General features: G+C 63.5%; 15 protein-coding genes. 10 read left to right on the top strand and 5 right to left on the bottom strand.

Going from position 1 to position 18666, the window contains the following annotated elements:
- Positions 1-26 precede the first annotated feature (26 nt).
- The 9 genes from G5V57_RS09375 (at position 27) to G5V57_RS09335 (ending at position 10261) form a co-directional block, all read left to right on the top strand.
- Positions 27-1550 (top strand): ABC transporter substrate-binding protein, encoded by a 1524-nt coding sequence (locus G5V57_RS09375; RefSeq protein WP_165167243.1) that lies wholly within the window; start codon positions 27-29, stop codon positions 1548-1550.
- A gap of 60 nt (positions 1551-1610) precedes the next feature.
- On the top strand, positions 1611-3134 hold the full coding sequence (locus G5V57_RS09370) for an FGGY-family carbohydrate kinase (protein ID WP_165167242.1): 1524 nt from the start codon (positions 1611-1613) through the stop codon (positions 3132-3134).
- On the top strand, positions 3134-4465 hold the full coding sequence (locus G5V57_RS09365) for an iron-containing alcohol dehydrogenase (protein ID WP_165167241.1): 1332 nt from the start codon (positions 3134-3136) through the stop codon (positions 4463-4465). Before G5V57_RS09370 ends, G5V57_RS09365 begins: the two co-directional genes overlap by 1 nt.
- Before the next feature lie 15 nt (positions 4466-4480).
- Entirely contained in the window at positions 4481-5551 is a 1071-nt protein-coding gene (locus G5V57_RS09360) for an ABC transporter ATP-binding protein (protein ID WP_165167240.1), read from the top strand.
- A gap of 148 nt (positions 5552-5699) precedes the next feature.
- A complete protein-coding gene (locus G5V57_RS09355; protein ID WP_165167239.1) occupies positions 5700-6758 on the top strand; it encodes a glycerol-3-phosphate dehydrogenase in 1059 nt (352 codons plus the stop codon).
- An 18-nt stretch (positions 6759-6776) separates the two neighbouring features.
- Positions 6777-7247: an RpiB/LacA/LacB family sugar-phosphate isomerase gene (locus G5V57_RS09350; RefSeq protein WP_165167238.1), complete on the top strand. Its 471-nt coding sequence runs from the start codon at positions 6777-6779 to the stop codon at positions 7245-7247.
- On the top strand, positions 7244-8221 hold the full coding sequence (locus G5V57_RS09345; protein ID WP_165167237.1) for a sugar-binding transcriptional regulator: 978 nt from the start codon (positions 7244-7246) through the stop codon (positions 8219-8221). Before G5V57_RS09350 ends, G5V57_RS09345 begins: the two co-directional genes overlap by 4 nt.
- Complete coding sequence (locus G5V57_RS09340; protein ID WP_165167236.1) at positions 8221-9501, top strand: FGGY-family carbohydrate kinase; 1281 nt, start codon at positions 8221-8223, stop codon at positions 9499-9501. The genes G5V57_RS09345 and G5V57_RS09340 overlap by 1 nt, the downstream gene beginning before the upstream one ends.
- Entirely contained in the window at positions 9488-10261 is a 774-nt protein-coding gene (locus G5V57_RS09335; protein WP_165167235.1) for a TIGR01459 family HAD-type hydrolase, read from the top strand. Before G5V57_RS09340 ends, G5V57_RS09335 begins: the two co-directional genes overlap by 14 nt.
- Here the strand turns inward: G5V57_RS09335 and iolB are convergent.
- The 4 genes from iolB to iolC form a co-directional block, all read right to left on the bottom strand.
- On the bottom strand, positions 10248-11042 hold the full coding sequence (iolB, locus tag G5V57_RS09330) for a 5-deoxy-glucuronate isomerase (RefSeq protein WP_165167234.1): 795 nt from the start codon (positions 11040-11042) through the stop codon (positions 10248-10250). The two genes, G5V57_RS09335 and iolB, sit on opposite strands and share 14 nt — an antisense overlap.
- Positions 11042-11926 (bottom strand): myo-inosose-2 dehydratase, encoded by an 885-nt coding sequence (gene iolE, locus G5V57_RS09325; RefSeq protein ID WP_165167233.1) that lies wholly within the window; start codon positions 11924-11926, stop codon positions 11042-11044. The genes iolB and iolE overlap by 1 nt, the downstream gene beginning before the upstream one ends.
- Before the next feature lie 196 nt (positions 11927-12122).
- Positions 12123-13970 carry a 3D-(3,5/4)-trihydroxycyclohexane-1,2-dione acylhydrolase (decyclizing) gene (gene iolD, locus G5V57_RS09320; RefSeq protein ID WP_165167232.1) on the bottom strand — a complete coding sequence of 616 codons (1848 nt, stop codon included), beginning with the start codon at positions 13968-13970 and terminating at the stop codon, positions 12123-12125.
- Complete coding sequence (iolC, locus tag G5V57_RS09315; RefSeq protein WP_246737581.1) at positions 13967-15862, bottom strand: 5-dehydro-2-deoxygluconokinase; 1896 nt, start codon at positions 15860-15862, stop codon at positions 13967-13969. The genes iolD and iolC overlap by 4 nt, the downstream gene beginning before the upstream one ends.
- A gap of 98 nt (positions 15863-15960) precedes the next feature.
- Between iolC and iolG the strand changes: the two genes are divergently transcribed.
- Entirely contained in the window at positions 15961-16953 is a 993-nt protein-coding gene (gene iolG / locus G5V57_RS09310) for an inositol 2-dehydrogenase (RefSeq protein ID WP_165167230.1), read from the top strand.
- Positions 16954-17698: 745 nt separating this feature from the next.
- On the opposite strand, the gene G5V57_RS09305 is transcribed toward iolG, so the two are convergent.
- Positions 17699-18529 (bottom strand): MurR/RpiR family transcriptional regulator, encoded by an 831-nt coding sequence (locus tag G5V57_RS09305; protein WP_165167229.1) that lies wholly within the window; start codon positions 18527-18529, stop codon positions 17699-17701.
- Positions 18530-18666 lie beyond the last annotated feature (137 nt).

The raw sequence follows: 18666 nt of genomic DNA, 5'->3' as shown, positions 1-18666 counted from the left end.
ACATACGCAACCCATGGGAGGAATTCATGAGTTTCCGTGACTACGACAAGAAGACCTTCATTATCGACACGGCGCGCGACTTCGCGGCGCGGCGCATCTCCAAGCGCGACTTCCTGCGCAAGGCCGGCATGGCGGGCATCGGCTTCTCGGCCTTCGCCTCGGGCCTTCTCGGCACGACGCGGCCCTTCCGCGGCAATCTCGGCGGCAATGCGGCCTACGCCCAGACGCCGGAAGAGATGACCAAATGGCTCAAGGATGTCGGCGGCCAATTCAAGGGCACCAAGGTGCGCTACACCTCGGAAGCCACGCCGCCCACCGTCGTCCTCAACCAGATCAAGGGCGAATTCACTGACGCGACCGGCATCGATGTCGAGATCGAAATCGTGCCGCTCGAGCAGGTGCTCGCCAAGGCGACGCAGGACGTGCAGGGCCAGCTCGGCACCTATGACGTCTATTATCTCGACCAGTCCTGGGTGGCGACCTTCGCGCAGGATACCGTCGACCCGGTCCAGTACTACAAGGACAAGCCCGATCTCGCGATGCCGGGCTTCGACTTCGACGACTTCTCCAAGCCGCTGGTCGAGGGTCTGGCGCTCTATGACGGCAAATGGGCCGGCATTCCCTTCGACATTCCGATTTTCATCACCATGTATCGCAAGGACATCCTCGAAAAGCACGGCATCAAGCCGCCGACCAATTTCGACGAGTTCACCGCCGGCGTGAAGGCGATCACCGAGGCCGAGAAAGCCAACGGCATCTTCGGCACCGGCCTGCAGGCGAAATCGGGCCACTATTCGCTCGAATGCGATTGGACGGCGGCGGTGTGGGGCCATGGCGGCTCGATCTTCGGCAAGGACAAGAAGTTCGCCGGCAATGACGAGCAGGGCATCAAGGGTCTCCAGTGGTATCAGGAGATGCTGAAGAACGCCCCGCCGCAGTCGACCGCGTCGACCTGGGATGGCCAGTTCCAGATGATGCATGCGGGCCAGGTGGCGCTGGTCAACAGCTGGGACGAGTTCTTCCCCGGTCTCGATGCCGATGATTCGAAGGTGAAAGGCCTGTGGGAGCCGCTGCACCCGATCTCCTCCATGAGCGGAATCCGCGCCGTGGCGGATGCGGGCTTCGGCGAGATCCCGAATGTCGGCCATCAGGGCGGCTCGATCCTCGGCCTCTCGAAATACTCCAAGAATCTCGACGCCGCCTGGGTCTTCATGCAGTGGGCCTGCTCGAAGGAGATCATGACCCGTTGCACGCTGTTGGGCGGCTTCGCGCCGATGCGGCTTTCCTCCTTCGAGGATCCGCGCGTCAAGGCCAAGGCCGTCGTCGGCCCCGGCACCACGCGCCATCTCGAAGTGGTGAAGTGGACGATCGACAATGTCATGGCGTCTGAACCCGACATGCCCCTGTGGGCGGGCTTCTCCAACAATGAGATCCCGGTCGAGCTCGGCAAGCTGCTCACCAATCAGGACTATGGCGGCGATGCCAAGAAGTGCATGGACAACGTTGCCAGCCTGATCAACAAGGCCGTCGAAGACGCCGGTCTTCTCTGATACTCCCTGGACTGGGCGGAGGCGGACGATCCCGTCTCCGCCGCTTTTTTTGATGCATTCATGACCCGCGACCTCGTCATCGGCCTTGATTCCTCGACAACCGCCGCCAAGGCCATCGCCTGGGACCGCGACGGCAATGCGCTGGCAGAAGGCCGCGCCGGGATCGCCTTGTCCAATCCGCAGGCCGGCTGGTTCGAGCAGGAGGCGGAAGACTGGCGGCGCTCCGCCGAAACCGCGATCCGCGAAGTCCTGGTCAAGGTGAAGCCCGAGCGTGTCGCCGCCATCGCCATTTCCAATCAGCGCGAGAGCTTCGCGCAGTTCGACGCGGCGGGATCGCCGCTCAGGCCCGGCACGCTGTGGCTCGATGAGCGTGGCCGCTCCGAAATCGAACGGCTCGCTCAGCTCATCGGCCGCTCCGAGATCCATCGCATATCCGGCAAGCCGGTCGACCTGACGCCCTGTCTCTATCGCTGCGCCTGGTTCGACGCGCATATGCCGGAGATGTGGAGACGGACCGCCCGGACCGCCGAGGTGCATGGCGTCCTCATCCATCATCTGACCGGCGAATGGGTCACCTCGACCGCTTCCGCCGATCCGATGGGGCTTCTCGACATGGCGGCGCAGGACTGGTCCGACACGCTACTCGACGCCGTGGGCCTGAGCCGTGCGCAATTGCCCAGGCTGATGCGGCCGGGCCAGAAGATCGCGGCATTGTCCGAGGGTGCGGCAAAAGCCACCGGCCTGCCACGCGATTGCATCGTGGTGGCGGGCGGCGGTGACGGGCAATGCGCCGGCAGCGGTGCCAATGTGTTCGAGAAGGGCCGTGCCTATCTCAATCTCGGTACCGCCGTGGTGTCGGGCAGCTTCGGCGAGGCCTATGCGCATGATCCGGCCTTCCGCACCATGACGGCGATCGCCGAAACCGGCTATATCTACGAGTCCTGCCTGCGCACCGGCACCTTCCTGGTCAACTGGTTGGTGGAGCAGCTCTTCAATATCGATCCTGTGAAGAATCCGCAGATCTTCAGGACGCTCGAGGCGGAAGCCCAACAGTCGCCCATCGGCTCCAACGGCCTGGCGCTGGTGCCTTACTGGTCGGGATCGATGACGCCCTATTGGGATCCCCATGCGCGCGGCGTCATCGCCGGCCTCACCGCCTCGCACCGGCGCGGCGATGTCTATCGCGCACTTCTCGAAGGTGTGGCACTCGAGCAGGCCATGGTGACGGACCGCATCGGCCGAGTGACGCAGCCCATCGATCATTTCGTCGCCATTGGCGGCGGTGCGGCTTCCGATCTCTGGTGCCAGATCATTGCCGATGCGTCGGGCCGCAAGGTCCTGCGCTCGACGACGGTCGAGGCATCGTCGCTGGGGGCGGCCGCCGCCGCGGCGACGGGAGCGGGCTGGTATCCAACCGTCACGGAAGCCGCGCGCAATATGACGGGCGACCTCACCAGGACGTTCACCCCGGACAGCCGTTCGCATGCGCGCTATGCCGAACTTTCCGCCATCTATGCCGATCTCTGGCCGTCTCTTTCGAAATGGAATGCACGCATGGCCGCCTTTGCCCAAGGAACAAATTGATGACTGACGCCATGCGCGACTGGAACGAACTGATCGGCGATGTCGTCGCCGGCAACTGGACCGATCCCGAGACCGGCAAGCCGGCGAAAGTGCCGTTCAAGACCATACTTCTCGCCGAGACGCTCGATGGTGGTGCAGCCGACGTGGCCGCGCCCTTGAAGCTCGGCAAGCGCCTCGCCGTCGTCTCCGACAGCAACACGCTCGAGGCGATGGGCCGGCGCGTCGCCAGGGAATTGAAGGCGCTCGGCACGATCGACGAGATCGTGATGCCCGGCAATATGGAATGCGACGAGCCGTCGATCGCGCTCGTCCAGGAGAAGACCCGTCATGCCGATGCGGTGATCGCGGTGGGTTCGGGCGCGCTCAGCGACACTTGCAAATACGCGACCTTCAAGGACGGCCGGCCCTATGCCACTTTCGGCACCGCCGCCTCGATGAACGGCTATGCGGCCTCCACCGCCTCGGTGACGCTCGCCAATGGCTACAAGACCTCGCTGCCGGCGCATGCGCCCAAGGGCATCTTCCTCGATCTCAAGGTTTCAGCTGATGCGCCGACCTGGCTTTCGGCCGCGGGGTTGGGCGACTGCCTGTGCCGTTCCACCGCGCAGATCGACTGGTGGGCCTCGCATCGCCTCTTCGACACCTTTTACTCCTCGGTGCCCTATGCGCTGCAGAAGGACGACGAGGCGCCGATGCTGAAAGCCGCGTCCGGTCTCGCCCGGCACGACGTCGCCGCCAATGGCTACCTGCACCGGGTGCTCACGCTGTGCGGCCTCGGCGTCTGCTTCACCGGCATCTCGCATCATGGCTCGATGGGCGAGCATCAGGTGTCGCACTGGATCGACATGTTCGCCGGGCCCGCTCATCCCGGCACCACCCATGGCCAGCAGGTCGGCGTCGCCTCGCTCGCCATCGCGCGTCTCCAGAGCGAATTGCTCAAGCTCGACAAGGCGCCGAAGATCAAGCCGACCCATATCGTCGAGGCGGAGTTCATCGATCGTTATGGCCGCGAGATCGGCAGCATGTGTTATGCGGAAGCGAAGAAGAAGGCCTTCGACAAAAAGGGCGCCGACGCGTTCAACGCCAAACTGGCCGATCTCTGGCCGCAATTGCGCGAGGAGCTCAAGGGTTTCGTGATGGACCCGGCCGAGATGGAGAAGGCACTGAGGGAAGCCGGCGGCCCCACCACCGCGACCGAGATGAATCTGCCGCGCAAGATCTGGCGCGATGCGATGAAATATGCCCGCGAGGTGCGCAACCGCTGGTCGTTCCTCGACCTGGCCGATGACGCAGGCCTGCTCGACGACTTCCTCTCACGTGATCCGCAATAGGGACGGGTAAAGCTCATGGCATCGGTTTCCGCCAAGAAGGTCTTCAAGAGCTACGGGGATGTCGCGGTCGTCCATGGCATCGATCTCGATATCGAGGACGGATCCTTCGTCGTGCTGCTCGGGCCTTCGGGCTGCGGCAAGTCCACGCTCCTGCGCATGATCGCCGGGCTCGAGAGCGTCACCAAAGGCGATATCGAGATCGCGGGCAAGCGCGTCAATGACGTGCATCCCAAGGACCGCAATATCGCGATGGTGTTCCAGAATTATGCGCTCTATGCGCATATGAATGTCGCCGACAATATGAGCTTCTCGCTGAAACTCGCCAAAAGGCCGCAGTCGGAAGTCGACCAGAAGGTCTCCTGGGCGGCGAAGATCCTCAATCTCGAACCCTATCTCAAGCGTTACCCTCGCGAATTGTCGGGCGGCCAGCGCCAGCGCGTCGCCATGGGCCGCGCCATCGTGCGCGACCCGGCGGTGTTTCTCTTCGATGAGCCGCTTTCCAATCTCGATGCCAAATTGCGCGTGCAGATGCGCACCGAGATCAAGGAGCTGCATGAGCGGCTCAAGACGACGACCGTCTATGTGACTCATGACCAGATCGAGGCTATGACCATGGCCGACAGGATCGTCATCCTGCGCGACGGGCGCATCGAGCAGATCGGCTCGCCGCTCGAAGTCTATGACCATCCGGTCAATCTCTTCGTCGCGACCTTCATCGGCTCACCGGCGATGAACCTGCTCAAAGGCGAGACGGTCAAGGCCGATGGCGGCATCGCGGTCAGATCGGGCGACGTGCTGCTGCCCTTGCCGAAAAGCAACGAAGTGGAAGCGGGCCGCAAGGTCATCTATGGGGTGCGTCCTGAGCATCTCGATCCGGTTTCAGGCTCAGGCGGCCTCCCCGCCACGATCAGTGTCACCGAGCCGACGGGCCCCGAGATCCATATCTATGCCGAGCTAGCCGGCGAGGAGATCTGCGCCATCACCGACGAGCGGCGCGAACTCAAGCGCGGCGAGACCCTCGGCCTGCAGCCGCGGCTCGACCGCATTCACCTGTTTGACGCTGAGAGCGGCAGAGCGATTTTGTGAGGAGTTTCAGATGAGAGTGTTGAGCTCATCCACTTATCGTCATCCCGGCGCAAGCCGGGATCCATTAAATTCTTTCCACGCGGGCAGCGTTTCCCAGGTCGCGCTTATTGAATGGATCCCGGCTTGCGCCGGGATGACGGTGTAGAAAATGGCGGTCATCACCATTCTCGGCGCCGGCGTCATGGGATCGGCGATGGTCCTCCCCGCCCGCGACAGAGGTCATGAAGTCAGGCTCGTCGGCACGCATCTCGACCAGGCGATCATCGACAGCGTCGCCAGGACCGGCCGGCATCCGCGACTCAATGTGAAATTGCCGGACGGAGTCAAAGCCTTCGCGCATGGCGACTTCGGCGAGGCGTTCGGCGGCGACACCGATCTCGTGATCCTCGGCGTCAGCTCGGCCGGCGTCGGCTGGGCCATCGAGCGCCTGTGCGAGACGCTGAAGAAGCCGGTGCGGGTGATGATGATCACCAAGGGACTGATGCCGAAAGACGGCACCATCCTGACATTGCCCGATTTTGTCCAGGCGGAAGTGCAGCGGCGCACCGGCATGGTGCTCGATCTCGCCGCGGTCGGCGGGCCCTGCATCGCGGGCGAGCTCGCGGTGCGCCGGCAGACCGGCGTCGTTTTCACCTCGCGGACCGCCGGCCTTGCCGCCAAACTCTGCGGCTGGCTCGAGACCGACTATTATCACCCGCGCGTCTCCGACGACCTGGCCGGCGTCGAGCTCTGCGCCGCCTTCAAGAATTTCTTCGCCATCTCGGTCGGCTGGGCGGCCGGCCAGCATGAGAAGATGCCGCCCGTCGAAAACGGCGCTTTCAATTTCAACGCGGCGTCCGTGATCTTCGACCAGGCGATCGCCGAAATGATGGTGCTGGCGCGATTCATGGGCGGGAGCGAGAAAAGCGTCTGGGGCATGCCCGGCGCCGGCGACCTCTATGTGACGTGCCAAGCCGGCCGCAATTCCAGGCTCGGCCGGCAATTGGGCCTCGGTCTCTCTTACGCGGAGGTCAAGGCCGGGCCGATGAAAGATGATACGATCGAGGGCGCCGAGCTCGGCATCGCCTTGGCTTCGACGCTCAAGGAACTGATGGCCGCGGGCAGGCTCGATGCCGCGCAATTGCCGGTGACGGCCGCTTTGCTCCAGGCGCTCACCGCCAACGACAAGCTCGCAATGCCGTGGAGCAAGTTGCATCGTTACGCGTGACTGGTTACGGAGTGTGCCATGACTGAGAAGAAATCCATTGCGATCGGCGCCGATCATCTGGGCCTCGACCTCAAGAACACGCTGGTCGAGCATCTCAAGGCCAAAGGCTATGAGGTGGAGGATATGGGTGTCGTCGACAGTAATCCGGTCGACTATCCCGATATCGGCGTCAAGGTGGCGGAAGCCGTCGGGCGCGGCGACTATCCGCGCGGCATCCTGGTCTGCGGGACGGGGGCCGGCATGGCGATCACCGCCAACAAGGTGCCTGGCGTGCGCGCCGTGCCGGTGATGGACCCCTATACGGCGGAACGCGCCATGGCGTCCAACAACGCGCAGATCATCACCTTCGGCCAGCTTATTGTCGGGCCGGCGGTCGCCAAGATGCTCACCGATATCTGGCTCAATGCGGAATTCCAGGGCGGCCGCTCGGGACCGAAGGTCGCCAAGATGGATGCCATCGACGAGAAGTACCGCAAAGCGGTCAAATGAACGACGAGTCCCTGCTGGTATTGCCGGTCGACCGCGACGAGCAGCTCGCGACGCGCGCCGCATGGCTCTATTTCGTCGCCGGCCTCACCCAGGCGCAGATCGGCAAGAAGCTCGGCATCAACCGCATCCGCGTCAACCGGCTGCTCGCCCAGGCGCGCGAGCAGGGAATGGTGCAGATCCGCATCACCGGCCGCCTCGCCGACTGCGTCGCGCTCGAGAACAGGCTGACCGAGCGTTTCGGCCTCGACCAGGCGATCATCGTGCCGACCCCGCCCGATCCGGCGCTGGTGCGCCATGTCATCGGCGCCGCCGCCGGCAGCGCCCTTGCCGAGCGCCTGAAAGACGGCATGTCGGTCGGCGTCGGCTGGGGCCGCACCCTCAGGCTCAGCCTGCGCTCGGTGCCGCGCCGGCCCTTGCGCCGCGTCTCGGTCGTCTCGCTGATGGGCGGCCTTACCCGCGGCGCCGCCGTCAACCCGCATGAGACGGCCTCGCATCTCGCCGATCTGATCGACGCGCAATGCTATTACATCGCGGCACCCGCGCTCGCCGATACGGAAGCGACGCGCGATCTCCTCGCCCAGCAGCCGATGCTCAGGGACGTGTTCGACCGCCTGCGCAAGGTCGATCTGGTGCTCGTCTCGGCGGGCGGGCTCGCTGCCGACAGCACCATCAACCAGGTCGACCTGATCAGCGCCGCCGATGCCGGGTCGCTGAAGGAGGCGGGTGCCGTGGGCGATCTCTGCGCCCATTGGCTCGATATTCACGGCCGGCTCGTCGATCATCCCTTGAACAAGCGGGCCGTCGGCCTGTCGCCGCTCGATCTCAAAGCGGTGCCCTGCGTCATCGTGGCGTCAGGCGGCGCCGATAAGGTCGATGTCCTGCATGGCGCGCTCGAAGGTGGCATGGTCGACATATTGATCACCGACGAGGCGACGGCATCCGGAATTCTGGCAACGGCTGATCGGGTGATGTGATGAGCGAAGCAGCCCTCGGCATAGATATCGGCACTTCGGGCCTGCGCGCCGTCCTGCTCGGGCGCGGCGGCGACATCCTGGCGATGCGGGAGACCGCGATGGTCCTGCCGCTGCAGAGCTTCGGCCGCCTGTGGCAGGATCCGCATGTCTGGGCGGCGGCGCTGGACGAAGTGTTGCTCGCGCTCAGATCAGAATTCAAGGCGCACCAGGTTCTGGCGCTGGCGATCGACGGCACCTCGGGCACGATCGTGCCGACCGACATCGAAGGCACGCCGGCCGGCCTCGCCTCGATGTATAATGACGTGGCCGCTCAGAAATATCTCGATCCGGTCATGAAAGTGGCGCCGCAGGAGACGGCGGCGCGCGGCGGCTCTTCGCCACTGGCGCGGGCACTTGAAATGCAGGCGACGATCAAGCCCGTCCGCATTCTGCATCAGGCCGACTGGCTTAGCGGACGCTTCTCGGGCCGCTTCGATGTGAGCGATGAAAACAACGCGCTGAAGACCGGCTATGATCCGGTCGCGCGGCGCTGGCCCGGCTGGATCGTCGAGACGGGTCTCGCCATGGAGCTCCTGCCGCAAGTGGTGGCGGCGGGTGAGCGCACGGCCAAGATCCGTCCCGCCATCGCCGATCGCTACAGTCTGCCGCGCAATGTCGCGATCGTTGCAGGCACGACCGACGGCTGCGCCGCCCTTCTGGCGAGCGGCGCCTCTGAGCCCGGCGACGGCGTAACCTCGCTCGGCACGACCTTGACTCTCAAGCTGCTCTCCGACCGGCCGGTCTTCGCGCCGGATTACGGCATCTACAGCCACCGCATCGGCGATCAATGGCTGGCGGGCGGCGCTTCCAATACCGGGGGCGCTGCGCTCAATGCCTATGTGAGCCGCACGGACATCGTGCGCCTGACGCCCCTGATCGATCCCGATCAACCGACCGGCCTCGATTACTACCCGCTGCCGAAGCCCGGCGAGCGTTTCCCGATCAATGATCCGAATATGGAGTCGCGTGTGACACCAAAGCCCGATGATGAGCGGCTGTTTTTTCAGGGACTGCTCGAGGGCATAGCGGGCGTCGAGGCGCTGGCCTATCGCCGCCTCGCCGAGCTCGGCGCCACGCCGCTCAAATCCCTGCGCACAGTTGGTGGCGGCGCCGCCAATGAAGGCTGGACGCGCATCCGCGAAAGACTGCTCGGGGTCGCCAATGAAACGCCGCGCAGCGAACATGCGGCGGTCGGCGCCGCGCGTCTCGCCTGGCGGGGGATGGGTCATGATCCCTATTGAAGGCGTCGGCGAAATCGCCGGCCAGTATGACGGCATGCTGATCGACCAGTTCGGCGTGCTGCATGACGGATCGAAACTTTATCCCGGCAGCCTCGAGGTGCTGGCCGAATTGCATCGGCTCGGCATTCCGGTCGCGGTGATGACCAATTCCGGCAAGCGCGCGGCCGCAAATGTCACGCGCCTCACGGGGATCGGCATACCGCGCGACTATTTCGTCGACGCGGTGAGCTCCGGAGAGGTCGCCTATCAGCTGCTGGCGTCCTCGCCGGCGAAACGCGCCTTTATCATCGGCAAGGAAGGCGACGATTATGGCTTCGATCATTTCGATCTCGTCGCCCGGCCGCAAGATGCCGAAGTACTTCTGATTCTCGGATCGGATGCGCCCCGGACCTCGCTCGAAGACTATGAGCGACTGCTCAAGGGCCTCACCCAGCCCGCCATCTGCTGCAATCCCGATCGGTGGATGATCACCTCGTCAGGCCTTTATCCCGCTCCCGGCGCCATCGCTGCCCTTTACGAAGCGCAGGGCGGTTCGGTGCGGTGGATCGGCAAGCCCTATCGCGACATCTATGATCATGCGCTCAAGGTGATCGCACATCCGAAGCGCGTGCTGTGCATCGGCGACAGCGCCGAGCATGATGTCGCCGGCGGTCGCGGCGCCGGACTTGCGACACTGCTGATCAAGACCGGCGTTTCGGAGGGGCTCAGCGAATTCGAGCCGGCGCCCGATTATCTGATGGAGCGCTTCATTTGGCGATGAGCCATTCATGCTCCTTCGCATTGTGGAATTTCCAGGTGCGCTTCGGCCCCGCCATCACATTGAGGTAATAAAGATCGTAGCCATGCGTGGCGGCGCAAGGGTGATAGCCCTTGGGCACCAGCGTCACATCGCCGTCCTCGACCGCCATCGCCTCGTCGAGCGAGCGGTCATCGGTATAGACGCGCTGGAAACCGAAACCCTGGGGCGGGTTGAAGCGGTGATAATAGGTTTCCTCGAGGAGGGATTCACGCGGCAGGTCGTCCTGGTCGTGCTTATGCGGCGGATAGGACGAGGTGTGGCCGCCCGGCGTGATGACTTCCACGACGAGTAGGCTTTCCGCCGGCTCGGTCTCGGGCAGGATATTGGTGACATAGCGCGTATTGGTGCCCTTGCCGCGCGTCTCCTGGCCGAGGCGGTCGGGGGAGATGACGCGCAGCGGCAATTTGCCGGTGCCGGGTGCGGTGCAGACGCCGAGCTCGAGCGGCGTCTCGGCGGTGACGCTCCAGGCCGCCCCCGCCGGCACATAGACCGACCAAGGCTTGCCGTCGAAAGGCGACATACGTTCACCAAGAAGCCCCAGCTCCTTGCCATCGACCGTGACGCGTCCCTTGCCGGAAATGAAGACCAGGCACGTCTCGCGGCTTTTGTCGTCACCCTTCGCGCTCTGGCCCTTGCCGAGCTTCCACACATCGAAGCCGACATAGGTCCAGCCGGCGCTTTCCGGCGTCACATGCAGGATGCGTCCGTCACCCTTCTTGTGTTTCAGCAGCAGTTTCGACATCAGGTGAGCCCGCCTTCTTTCAGGAACCGGACCAGATTATCATGGCCGAGCCTGGCATATGTCGCCGGCTCCGCCTTCTTCGGGTCCTGCTCGGCCTCGACCACCACCCAGCCGGAATATCCAGGCAGTTCCTTGAACACCGAGACATAATCCACCATGCCGTCGCCCGGCACCGTATAGACGCCGGCAATGACCGCATCGAGGAACGACCAGTCTTTCTGCTCGGCTTCCTTGCGCACGGCCGGACGCACATCCTTGCAATGAATATGGCTGATGCGTTTGCGGTAGGTTCGCGCCAGCTTGACCGGATCGGCGCCGCCCCAGGTGGCGTGGCCGGTGTCGAGCAGGAGGTGAACGGCTTCACCCGTCTCCTGCATCAGCCGGTCGATCTCTTCCGGCGTCTGCACGACCGTGCCCATATGGTGATGATAGACGAGCTGGAAGCCTTCCGCGCGCAGGAGCTCGGCGAGCTTTGTGAGCCTTTCGGTGAAGCGCTTCCACTCGGCTTCCGTCATCTTCGGTCGTGTCGAAAGTGGCCTCGACTTGTCGCCATGGATGGTGCGGGTGCATTCCGCCACGATGAAGACATTTGTGCCCATGTCCTTCAACAGCTTGCGGTGATGCGCGGCCTCGGCGAATTCGGTCTCGGCATCGCGCTCGATCAGGAAGATCGAATGCCAGCCGCCGATCAGCGCATGGCCGTATTTCTCCAGGATCGGACGCAGCTTCGCCGCCTCGCGCGGGAATTTGTTGCCGAGCTCCATGCCGACAAAACCCGCGGCCTTCGCCTCGCTCAGGCACTGCTCGAGCGGAATCCATCCGCCGAGCTCCTGCATGTCGTCATTCGACCAGCCGATCGGATTGGCGCCGATGCGGATTGCCATGTGTGATGTCTCCTCTTCAAACCTCAAACAATTTACTTGCTCCGTCCGTCCTCACCCTGAGGTGCGGCCCCGGCCTTGAGCCGGGGGAGCCTCGAAGGGTGTGTTGCAGCACTCTCGCCTTGTCCGGAGGGATGCTTCGAGGGCCGCTTCGCGGCCACCTCAGCATGAGGGTGTTGCAAGAGAAGAATCGAATTCCCTAATCCCCCACCCGCTGCTGCTTGACCGCCGTCTCGTATTTCTTGCGCGCCGCGTCGACTTCCTTGCGGCTTGAGACTTCCGGCACCGCCACATCCCACCAATGGCCGCCGGCCTCGGTGGAAATCCACGGATCGGTGTCGATGACGATGACGGTGGTGCGCTTGTTGGTCTTCGCCGCCGCCAGCGCCGTTTCCAGATCGGCGAGCGAGCTCACTTTCTGGGCGTCAGCGCCCATGCTGCGCGCATGGGCGGCGAAATCGATCTCGGGCAGCGTCTCATGCACGCTGTCGGCGAGCAGATTGTTGAAGCGGGCGCCGCCCGTCGCTTTCTGCAGCCTGGTGATGCAGCCATAACCCCGGTTGTCGAGCAGCACGATGGTGAGCTTGACGCCCATCATCACCGAGGTCGCCACTTCCGAATTGAGCATGAGATAGGAGCCGTCGCCCACCATCACCACGACCTCGCGCTCGGGCTGCGCCAGCTTCATGCCGAGGCCGCCGGCGATTTCGTAGCCCATGCAGGAGAAGCCGTATTCGAGATGGTAGGAAGACGGCGTGCTCGCCTGCCAGAGCTTGTGCAATTCGCCGGGAAGTCCGCCCGCGGCGCACAGCAGCGAGATATCGCGGCCGAGAGCGCGCTGCACCGCGCCGATCACCTGCGCGTCGGAGGGCAGCGCATTGCTGGCGGCGGTCACCGCATCCGCTTCCTTCATCCAGGCCTTGAAGCCGTCCTGCGCCGCCTTCGTCCAAGCGGCGGGCGCCTTGTAGCTGCCGAGATTGGCGGACAGCTCATCGATCCCCACCCGCGCATCGGCGATCAGGGGCAAAGCGCGATGCTTGCCGGCGTCGAAACCTTGCGCGTTGAGCCCGATGATCGTCTTGTCGGGATTCTTGAACAGCGCCCAGGAGCCGGTGGTGAAATCCTGAAGCCTGGTGCCGACCGCCAGGATCACATCGGCTTCCTCCGCCAGCCGGTTGGAGGCCGAGGTGCCGGTGACGCCGATGGCGCCCATATTGAGCGGATGCAGGAAGGGGAGCGAGGATTTGCCGGCCTGCGTCTCGGTGACGGGAATGCCATGGCGCTCGGCGAAGCCCGCCAGCGCGGCGGAGGCTTCCGAATAGAGAACGCCGCCGCCCGATATGATCACCGGCTTCTTGGCGGCGCGCAGTGCGCTCACCGCACGCGTTAGCTCGCTTTCATCCGGTCGAATGCGGCGCGGCGACCACACCGTCTCGGCGAAGAAGCTCTCCGGATAGTCGAAGGCTTCAGCCTGCACGTCCTGGCACAGCGCCAGCGTGACGGGGCCGCATTCAGCCGGATCGGTCAGCACCTGCATGGCGCGGTGCAGTGCCGGTATCAGCTGCTCCGGCCTGGCGATGCGGTCGAAATAGCGCGAGACGGGACGGAAGCAGTCATTGGCGGACGCCGTGCCGTCACCGAAATTCTCGATCTGCTGCAGCACCGGATCGGGCTTGCGGTTGGCAAAGATGTCGCCGGGGAGGAACAGGACCGGCAAGCGGTCGACATGGGCGACGGCAGCGGCGGTCACCATATTGAGGGCGCCGGGACCGATCGAGGTGGTGCAGGCCATCATACGCCGACGGCGCGTGGCCTTGGCATAGGCGACGGCCGCATGCGCCATCGCCTGCTCATTATGGGCGCGATAGGTGGGAAGCGTATCCCTCACGCCATAAAGCGCCTCGCCCATGCCGGCGACATTGCCATGGCCGAAAATGGCCCAGACCCCGGCGAAGAGCGGCACCTTGCGGCCATCGACCATGGTCATCTGGCGGGTCAGGAAGCGCGCCAGCGCCTGGGTCATCGTGAGGGGGATCGTCCTGGTCATGAATGCGTCCTCTTCCACAAATCGACGAGCTTGCCGAAGCGCCCGGCCATGGCGGCGACCGCCTGATCGTCGCTTTTCTGTCCGCCGAGCCAGTCCTTCGCCACATCATTGAAGATCGTGCGGCCAATGGCAAATCCCCTCACCTCGGGCTGGCCGGCCGCCACCGCGAAGGCTCTGGCGAGCGCGTCCTCCGGGGCTTCCAGCCCCAGAAGCACGATGCCCCGGCAATAGGGGTCGTTGCGCTTTATGACGGCGCCGATGGTTGCCCAGGCCTGGGCCGTGGCTTGCGGCTCGAGCTTCCACCAGTCGGGCCGGATGCCCTGCGCATAGAGCTCTTCCATGGCGCGCGCCACCGTATCGTCCTCGAGCGGGCCGTTCTTGCCGCAGATGATCTCGACCAGGAGCTCGCGGCCGACGCGGCGCGCCGCTTCGAACAGAGTGAGGAGCTTCTGCGCCTGCTCGTCCTTCAAGGCCTTGTCGTCATCGGGATGATAGAAAGCGAGGCATTTGATCGTGTGCGTCACCGGCCATTCGACGAGGCGCGCGCCGACATCCTGGGTGAATTCGAAGCGCAAGGGCCTGGAACCTGGCTCCTCCAGCGGGCGGGCGATCCACAGATTGTGCTTCGCCGCGTCGAACATGGCGTCCCGGCCATAGGTGTCGTCGAGCAGCATGCCGAAGCCTGCAGCACCTTGCGCAACCTGCGCCGTGGCCTTTACCGCGAGGCGCTTGAAATCGGCGATGCGGTCGCGCGGAACATTGAGCTTGTCGGCGATCTCCTCGAGCTGCTTCCTGTGATCGATCGCCAGCGCCAGCAGGGTCTTCGCCTGCGGCCGTCGCGTCGTCGCCCAATGGACATGGTTGATCGCCGCGTCCTTGCGCAAGGCGCGATAGGGGCTGCCAACTTTGAGAAAATACTGCAGCTCTTCCCAGGTCGGGATTTCCGGCGAGCACAGCAACCGCGACACGGCGAAAGCGCCGCAGGCATTGGCCCAGGTCGCGGAGGTGGCGTGGTCCTCGCCCGTGAGCCAGCCGCGCAGAAAGCCCGACATGAAGGCGTCGCCGGCGCCCAGAACATTGTAAACCTCGATGGGGAAACCCTTGCCGACAATGCCGTCCTCGATCCGGTCCGGAATGGCGTCGGGATAAACGACGCAGCCCATCGGCCCGCGCTTCAGCACGATGGTCGCCTTGGAAAGGGAGCGGATCTTGCGCAGAGCGGTGAGCGTATCCTCGGCGCCGCCGGCAATATGCACTTCCTCCTCGGTGCCGACGATCAGGTCGCAATCGGCGAGGATGGCCTGCAGGCTTTGCGAGACCTTGTTGGATTTGATGTAGCGCGCTTCGCCCGCTCCATGGCCGGCAAGGCCCCAGAGATTGGGCCGGTAGTCGATGTCGAAGACGACCTTGCCGCCATTGGCCTTGGCGATGCCGATGGCCTTTTCCTGCGCGGTGCGATTGTGGGGCCTCGCGAAATGCGTGCCAGTGACCAGGACGGCCCGGCTCGAGCGCATGAAATCGGGATCGATATCGGCTTCCGACAGCGCGCTGTCAGCGCAGTTGTCGCGGTAGAAGATGAGCGGGAAGGTCTTGTCGTTCTCGACCGAGAGCAAAACGAGGGAGGTGAGGCGTTCCTTGTCGGTGACGATGCCCTTCAGGGAAACACCTTCGCGGACCATCTGCTCCTTGATATAGCGGCCCATCGGCTCATCGCCCACGCGGGTAATGAGGCCGGATCTCAGACCCAGCCGGGCGGTGCCGATGGCGATATTCGACGGACAGCCGCCGACCGATTTGGCGAAGGAGCCGATATCCTCGAGCCTCGACCCGATCTGCTGGCCATAGAGATCGACGGAGGAGCGGCCAATAGTAATGATATCCAATTCCGCCATGGCCTGCCGATCATCCTTGATTGCTGTGCTTGACGGCATGAAACAATAATTCTATTCAATCGTCAATTCAGAATATTTGTTCCGTTTCGGGAGGTCGCATGATCAGCTTCGGAGTTCTGGGCGCTGGCCGCATCGGCAAGGTCCAGGGGAACACACTGGCCAATTCCGGCCGCGCCAAGGTCGCCTATGTCGCCGATGCCGATGGCAAGGCCGCCGACAATCTGGCCAAGGCGGTGGGGGCGAAGGTCGCCTCGGTGGACGAGGTGATCAAGGCGAAGGATGTGGATGCCATCCTCATCGCCACGCCGACCGATACCCATGCCGACCTGATCGAAGCCGCGGCCAAGGCCGGCAAGATGATCCTGTGCGAGAAGCCGGTGTCGCTGTCGGTCGAGCGCATCCAGAAGTGCCTCGCCGTGGTGGAGAAGGCGAAAGTGCCGCTCATGATCGGCTTCCACCGCCGCTATGATCCCAATTTTTCGGTCCTGGAAAAGCGTCTGCGCAAGGGCGAGGTGGGAGAGGTCGAGATCGTCACCATCACCTGCCGCGATCCCGCTCCGCCGCCGGTCGCCTATATCGAGCGCTCGGGCGGCCTCTATCGCGACATGATGATCCACGATTTCGACATGTCGCGCTTCCTCTTGGGCGGTGAAGAGATCGAGCTCGTTCATGCGCTCGGCGGCAACATGGTCGATCCCGCCATCGGCAAGGCCGGCGACATCGACACCGCGGCAGTGCATATGCAGACGAAGCGCGGCGCCATGGTGATCATCACCAATTCACGGCGCGCCACTTATGGGCACGACCAGCGCATCGAGGTGCACGGCAGCAAGGCGATGCTGCGTGCCGGCAATATCCATGTCACCACCGTCGAATGCGCCAGCGGCGACGGCTTCACCAGCGACCTCATTCCGTTCTCCTTCATCGAGCGTTATGCCGAAGCCTACCGCCTCGAAGTGCTGGCCTTCCTCGATGCGATCGAGAAGGGCGTGGCACCCACCGCTTCCGGCCATGACGGCCTTCAGGCGCAGAAGCTCGCCGAAGCGGCGACGGAAAGCTGGAAGACCGGTAAGCCGGTGAAGGTGAAGTAAGAAAGCGAGCGGCCGTTCGCTTTGCACGGGTCTATTTGGGGCCCGGCTTTGCCGGGATCAAGTACGTCATCCCCTAAAGTAGGTCATCCCGGCGAAAGCCGGGATCCATTAAACTCATGCACTTTGCAAGTGCGCCTCCTCCTCATTCGTCATCCCGGCGAAAGCCGCTATCGGATTCACACATCTTTTCGATTCGAGAAAATGACTCTGCATCAAGGGCTTAGCTGATGCTCGACGACAATCATGGCTAGCGAGCTGCAGTGAAAAGGATCCGACTTTCCGCATTTTTTCGCCAACTCATTGGAAAGACTCCGGAAGATGTGTGCATATGATAGCGGCGAAAGCCGGGATCCACTAAACTCATACAAACTTCGCAAGTGCCGCTCGCGTTGAAAGGCTTCATTGGATCCCGGCTTGCGCCGGGATGACGATGTTGGAGTTCGGTGTAAAGTCTCTATGGCATCCTGCTCTTGCTAGTTTTCCTTCTCCCGGTTGCGGGAGAAGGTGCCCGAAGGCCGGATGAGGGTGTATCTTTGAAATGATGAGCACGCCCGTCAATGAGTCCAACGTCTCCGTCAGGCCTGGCATCTGCATCCATCGGTCCATTCACCATCGATTTTCTGCCGCGAAGCGGCCCCCATCATTGAAGTCGACGGATAAGCTGCCGCAAGATTGACCAACACCCTCATCCGCCCTTCGGGCACCTTCTCCCTCAAGCGGGAGAAGGGGAGTAAGAGTGAGTGATTCAGTTCCCCCGCTTCTCCGCCACGGCGACGGTGAGCGTCATCGCCAGCGCCAGGGTAGCGGCGAGGGAGCGGAAGCCTTCGAAATTCGCTTCCGCCACTTCGAACCAGATCTCGGCATCGCGCGCGAGCGGCGAGAAGGCGCTGTCGGTGAGGGCGATCACCGGCACATGGGAGCGGGCCGCTTGCGCGACGAGCGTCACCGTCTCGCTGGCATAGGGCGTGAAACTCACCGCCAGCACCGCATCCTTGGGTGTTGCGAAAGTGAGATCATTGGAGGCGAGCCCGCCCAGCCCGTCGACCAGCACATGGCGGATGCCGAGCTTGCCGAAGGCATAGGCCATATAGGACGATATCGGGAAGGACCGCCTCAAGCCGATGATATAGATCGTCTGCGCCGCGGCGAGCCGCGCCACGGCCTTGTCGAGCGTCCTTGCCTCGAGCTTGCTGGCGAGATCGGCGATCGATTTCTGCGCGGCATCCGAGAAACCCTCGAACAGGATATGTGCCTTTGACGCCGATTTCGCATGCTCGCGCAATTGCGCGATGCGCTCCTCGTAATTGGGGACGCGGTCGCGCAGACGGGCGCGGAAGATCTCCTGCAATTCGGAAAAGCCCTGATAGCCCATGGCCTGCGAGAAGCGGATCAAGGAGGAGGGCTGCACCTTCGCCTGCTCGGCGATCGAGGCCACCGTGCCGAAGGCGATGTCGTCGGGATGCTCGAGCGCGAAAGCCGCGATCTGGCCCAGGCGCTTGGGCAATGACTTGCCGCGCTCGATGATCAGCGCCTTCAGGGCGGCGAAATCGCGGGGCGTCGTGTCGGTCGGGATCATGGAGAGCATGTCAACAGAAGGGCTTGACGTCGTCAAGCAAAAATGGAATAAACATTCTAATAATAAAAATAATCACCAGAATATTCCATTTTGAGTCCTGGACCGGCTGTCGGATCCTGGAAGAGGGAGGATGGACA

Origin of the sequence: Nordella sp. HKS 07 (genome assembly GCF_011046735.1) — a bacterium.
Taxonomy (GTDB): Bacteria; Pseudomonadota; Alphaproteobacteria; order Rhizobiales; family Aestuariivirgaceae; genus Taklimakanibacter.
Note: the sequence above shows the minus strand (reverse complement) of the source record. Positions and strands in the feature narration are given on the sequence as shown.

Coding starts and splice junctions, on each gene's coding strand:
- iolD (WP_165167232.1), bottom strand. CDS start 13,970: ATGACCAGGACGATCCCCCTCACGATGACCCAGGCGCTGGCGCGCTTC.
- G5V57_RS09345 (WP_165167237.1), top strand. CDS start 7,244: ATGAACGACGAGTCCCTGCTGGTATTGCCGGTCGACCGCGACGAGCAG.
- iolC (WP_246737581.1), bottom strand. CDS start 15,862: ATGGCGGAATTGGATATCATTACTATTGGCCGCTCCTCCGTCGATCTC.
- G5V57_RS09375 (WP_165167243.1), top strand. CDS start 27: ATGAGTTTCCGTGACTACGACAAGAAGACCTTCATTATCGACACGGCG.
- G5V57_RS09350 (WP_165167238.1), top strand. CDS start 6,777: ATGACTGAGAAGAAATCCATTGCGATCGGCGCCGATCATCTGGGCCTC.
- G5V57_RS09355 (WP_165167239.1), top strand. CDS start 5,700: ATGGCGGTCATCACCATTCTCGGCGCCGGCGTCATGGGATCGGCGATG.
- G5V57_RS09305 (WP_165167229.1), bottom strand. CDS start 18,529: ATGATCCCGACCGACACGACGCCCCGCGATTTCGCCGCCCTGAAGGCG.
- G5V57_RS09335 (WP_165167235.1), top strand. CDS start 9,488: ATGATCCCTATTGAAGGCGTCGGCGAAATCGCCGGCCAGTATGACGGC.
- G5V57_RS09360 (WP_165167240.1), top strand. CDS start 4,481: ATGGCATCGGTTTCCGCCAAGAAGGTCTTCAAGAGCTACGGGGATGTC.
- iolB (WP_165167234.1), bottom strand. CDS start 11,042: ATGTCGAAACTGCTGCTGAAACACAAGAAGGGTGACGGACGCATCCTG.
- G5V57_RS09365 (WP_165167241.1), top strand. CDS start 3,134: ATGACTGACGCCATGCGCGACTGGAACGAACTGATCGGCGATGTCGTC.
- iolG (WP_165167230.1), top strand. CDS start 15,961: ATGATCAGCTTCGGAGTTCTGGGCGCTGGCCGCATCGGCAAGGTCCAG.
- G5V57_RS09370 (WP_165167242.1), top strand. CDS start 1,611: ATGACCCGCGACCTCGTCATCGGCCTTGATTCCTCGACAACCGCCGCC.
- G5V57_RS09340 (WP_165167236.1), top strand. CDS start 8,221: ATGAGCGAAGCAGCCCTCGGCATAGATATCGGCACTTCGGGCCTGCGC.
- iolE (WP_165167233.1), bottom strand. CDS start 11,926: ATGGCAATCCGCATCGGCGCCAATCCGATCGGCTGGTCGAATGACGAC.